This window comes from Streptomyces durocortorensis (assembly GCF_016901035.1).
In the GTDB taxonomy this organism is placed as follows: domain Bacteria; phylum Actinomycetota; class Actinomycetes; order Streptomycetales; family Streptomycetaceae; genus Streptomyces; species Streptomyces durocortorensis.
Map to the genome: position 1 here is coordinate 1 of NZ_JAFEUF010000373.1, position 4609 is coordinate 4609.

1 protein-coding gene is annotated in these 4609 nt (G+C 75.0%); it reads right to left on the minus strand.

The genetic code is table 11. The annotated features are described in order from the left end of the window. A partial coding sequence (locus tag JS521_RS33990) for a type I polyketide synthase (protein ID WP_205086739.1) occupies nt 1-4566 on the minus strand: 4566 nt, incomplete at its 3' end. Nucleotides 4567-4609: the final 43 nt, after the last annotated feature.

Sequence of the window (4609 nt, forward strand, 5' to 3'; positions counted from 1 at the left end):
GGCGTCGGAGAGCCGCTCCACCAGCAGCACCCCCACCCCCTCGGACCAGCCGGTACCGTCCGCATCGGCGGAGAAGGAGCGGCAGCGGCCGTCGGACGCCAGGCCGCGCTGCCTGCTGAAGTCGATGAAGACGGCGGGGGTGGAGAGCACCGTGACGCCGCCGGCCAGGGCCATGTCGCACTCGCCGTTGCGCAGTGCCTGGCAGGCCAGGTGCAGCGTGACCAGGGACGAGGAGCAGGCGGTGTCCACGGTCATGGCCGGGCCCTCGAGTCCGAAGGTGTAGGACACCCGGCCGGCCAGGACGCTGCCCGAGGTGCCGGTGCCGAGGTAGCCCTCGACCCCTTCCGGCAGCACGGTCATGGTGGCGCCGTAGTCGTGGTACATGAGTCCGGCGAACACACCGGTGGAGCTGCCGCGCAGGGAGCTCGGGTCGATTCCGGCCCGTTCGAAGACTTCCCAGGAGGCTTCGAGCATCAGTCGCTGCTGGGGGTCCATCGCGAGCGCCTCGCGGGGCGAGATGCCGAAGGGCACGGGGTCGAAGCGGTCCGCGTCGTGGACGAAGCCGCCCTGGAGGACGTAGGACTTGCCCGCCGCGTCGGGGTCGGGGTCGTAGAGGGCCGTGGTGTCCCAGCCTCGGTTGTCCGGGAACGGGCCGATGGCGTCGGAGCCCGTGGCGACCAGGTTCCACAGGTCCTCGGGGCTGTTGACCTCGCCGGGGTAGCGGCAGCTCATCGCGACGATGGCGATGGGCTCGTCGCTGCCGGCGGTGCGGGTGGCCCGCACGGGCGCCGCGGTGTCCGCACCGGTCAGGTGGGACAGCAGGTGGGCAACCAGGGCTTGCGGGGAGGGGTGGTCGAAGACGAGGGCCGCGGGCAGCCGTAGGCCCGTCACGGCGCCGAGCCGGTTGCGCAGTTCCACGGCGGTCAGCGAGTCGAAGCCCAGGTCCTTGAACGGCTTGTGGTCCTCGATCGGTTCCGCGCCGGTGTGCCCGAGCACGCCGGCGGCCTCGGACCGTACCAACTCGGTGAGCAGGTCGACGCGTTCGGCCTCGCCGAGGCCGGCGAGGCGCTCGCCCAGCGGGGAGGAGGCACCGTGTGCGGCACGCGCCGCCTCGGGCAGGGCGCGGCGGGTGACCAGGCCCCGCAGCAGGGGCGCCACCGCGGCGGGGTCGCGGTCCGCGGCCTCTCTCAGCTCGGTGAGGTTCAGCCGGAGGGCGACCAGGTGCGGGGTGTGTCCCGTCCGGGCGGCGTCCAGGACGGCGAGTGCCTCGGCGGTGGCGAGGGCGGAGCCCACCCGCCGGATCCTGGCCCGTCCCGTCTCGTCCAGCCCGGCGGAGATGCCGGAGGCCTCCGCCCACAGGCCCCAGCCGATGGAGACGGCGCCCGCCCGGCGGCGGGCGACGGCGTCCAGGACCGCGTTCGCCGCCGCGTAGCCGGCCTGGCCCGCTGAGCCGAAGGTCGCCGAGACGGAGGAGAACAGCACGAACAGGGAGACGTCGCCGACCAGGTCGTCCAGGTGCAGCGCGGAGACCGCCTTGGCGTCCAGGACCGCGTCGAGCCGGTCGGGGGTCAGGGAGGTGACCACTCCGTCGTCCACGATCCCGGCGGCGTGCACGACACCGGTCAGCGGCCGGTCGGCGGGTATGCCGGCGAGCAGCTCTGCCAGCGCCTCGCGGTCGGCCACATCGCAGGCGAGGGCACGGGCGCGGGCCCCCAGGGAGGCCAGCTCGGCGATCAGTTCGTCCGCCCCGGGCGCTTCGGGGCCGCGCCGGCTCACCAGCAGCAGGTCGCGGACGCCGTGTTCGGCGACCAGGTGCTGGGCGACGCGTCCGCCGAGGACGCCGGTGCCGCCGGTGACCAGTACGGTGCCGTGCGCCTGTGCCGGGTCGGACGCCGCCGGGGGAACGATGGCGCGGGCGAGGCGGGGCGCGTACAGCCGGTCCTCCCGCAGGGCGAGTTGCGGCTCATCGGTGTCCGCCAGGCCGGTGACCGGTGTGCCGCCGTCGGACGGGTCCAGGTCGAGCAGGACGAATCGGCCCGGGTGCTCGGTCTGCGCGCTGCGCACCAGTCCCCACACGGCGGCGGCGGCCGGGTCGACCGGGGTGTCCCCGGCGGGCACGGCGCCTCGGGTGAGCAGGACGAGGCGGGAGGCGGCGAAGCGCTCGTCGGCGAGCCAGGTCCGCACGAGCTCCAGGGCACGGTGGGCGGCGCGGCGGACCGAGGCGGGCCCGTCGAGGGTGACCGGGCCGTCGGGGTCCTCGGGGTCGGGGCCGACGTGGACGGCCACCAGGGCGGGGAGCTCGGCCGAGGCCGCCAGTGCCCTCGCGTCGGCAACGACCGTCCACGGGGTGGACGGCCCGGACGCGGGCAGGGCGGCCCACTCGACACGGAAGAGCGTGCCGGGAGGGATCCGGCCGTCGACGGGCGCCGCCGGTCGCAGTACCAGGGACTCCACGGAGGCGACCGGCGCTCCCGTCGGGTCGGCGAACGCGAGCGAGACGGCGTCCGTGCTCGTCGGGGTCAGGCGCACGCGCAGGGCGGTGGCGCCCTTGGTGTGCAGGGTGACACCGGACCAGCTGAACGGCACGCGTACGGCCGGATCGTTCTGCGCGGGGCCGCTCAGGGCCGCGCAGTGCAGAGCGGCGTCGAAGAGGGCGGGGTGCAGGCCGAAGCCCTCGGCGTCCGGGGAGTCCGCGTCGTCGGCCACGGCGGGCAGCGCCACGTCGGCGTACACCGCACCGTCGGCGGCGCGCCAGGCGCCGCGCAGGCCCTGGAAGAGCGGCCCGTAGTCGAGGCCGGCGGCTGCCACGGCGGCGTAGAAGTCGTCCAGTGCCACCGGCTGGGCGTCCTGCGGCGGCCACGGGGCCAGAGGTTCGCCCGCCGTCGGGCGTGCGGGGGCCAGGATGCCGGTCGCGTGCCGGACCCAGCCGCCGTCCGTGCCCTCGGCTCCGTCGGCCTCGTCGGGCCGGGTGTAGAGGGCGATCTCCCGGGAGCCGTCCGCGAGCGGCGTGCCCACCTCCGCCTGGATCCGGACACCGCCCAGCTCGGGCAGTTCCACCGGGGTGTCCAGGGTCAGCTCGTCCACGACGGCGCAGCCGACCTGGCTGCCCGCGTGCAGGGCGAGGTCGACGAGGGCGGTGCCCGGGACGATGACCGCACCGTGTACACGGTGGTCGTTGAGCCAGGGGTGGGTGGTGCGGGACAGCCGGCCGGTGAGCACGAGGCCTCCGTCACCGGCCACGGAGACGAGCGCGCCCAGCAGCGGGTGCCCGGCGCCGCTCAGGCCGGCCGTCCTGAGGTCGGACGGGCTGCCGAGGGAGGGCCAATAGCGCTGTCGTTGGAAGGCGTAGGTGGGCAGGTCCACCCGGCGGGGGTTCCAGGGTTCCAGGACGGCCGCCCAGTCGGGATCGAGCCCCGCGACGTGCAGGCGCGCCACGGCGCGCAGCAGGTCGTCCGTCTGGTCGCGGCCGTTGCGCTGCAGCGGGACGGCGAGGGCGGTGTCGTCCTTGGCGCCGACAAGGGCGCTGAGCACCCCGTCGGGCCCCACCTCGACGTACCGGGTGACGCCTTGGCGCCCCAGTTCCTCGACGGCGTCGGCGAACCGGACGGCCGAGCGGACCTGGCTGACCCAGTACTCCCAGGTCGTCGGGTCACCGTCGAGGCCGACGGTGGAGACCATCGGGGTCGTCGGCGGGTGGTAGGTGAGGTCGCGGGCGGTCGCTGCGAACTCGTCGAGCATGGGTTCCATCAGGTACGAGTGGAAGGCGTGCGAGACCGCGAGCCGCTTGACCTTGCGGCCCTGGCCGCGCAGTCGTTCCTCCAGCGCGTCGATCGCGCCGGTGTCGCCCGAGACCGTCAGGGACGAGGGCCCGTTGACCGCCGCGAGGTCCACACCGTCGGGCAGCTCGATCTCGCCCTCGGCCGCCTCGACGGCCAGCATCGCGCCGCCCTCGGGCAGGTCCTCCATCAGCCGGCCGCGGGCCGCGACCAGGCGGCAGGCGTCGTCCAGCGACAGGATGCCCGCGACGTGGGCGGCGGCGAGCTCGCCGATCGAGTGGCCCGCCAGTACGTCGGGGCGCAGGCCCCATGACTCGGTCAGGCGGAAGAGGGCGACCTCGACGGCGAACAGTGCCGGCTGGGTGTGGGCGGTGCGGTCCAGCGCCGCGCCGTCCTCGAAGACGATCTCCTTCAGCGGCCGCTCACCGCCGACCTTCTGGCACACCGTGTCGAAGGTCTCGGCGAACACGGGGAAGGTGTCGTACAGGTCACGCGCCATGCCCGCGTGCTGCGCGCCCTGTCCGGTGAACAGGAAGGCGGTCAGGCCGGGTCGTACGGCGCCGGTGAGCACGTCGGGTCCGGTGCGGGCCTCTTCGACGGTCCGCAGGCCGGCCCGGGCGTTCACCAGGTCGGTGGCGAGGACGACGCCACGGTGCTCGTGGGACTGGCGGGTCGCGCCGAGAGAGTGGGCGAGGTCGACGAGTTCGGCGCCGTCCCCCGTCCCGTCGTCCAGGAAGGTACGCAGCCGTTCGGCCTGGGCCCTCAGGGCCGTAGCGGTCCGGCCGGACACCGGCAGCGGCACCGTGCGGGGGGCGGGCCGCTACGGCCCTGAG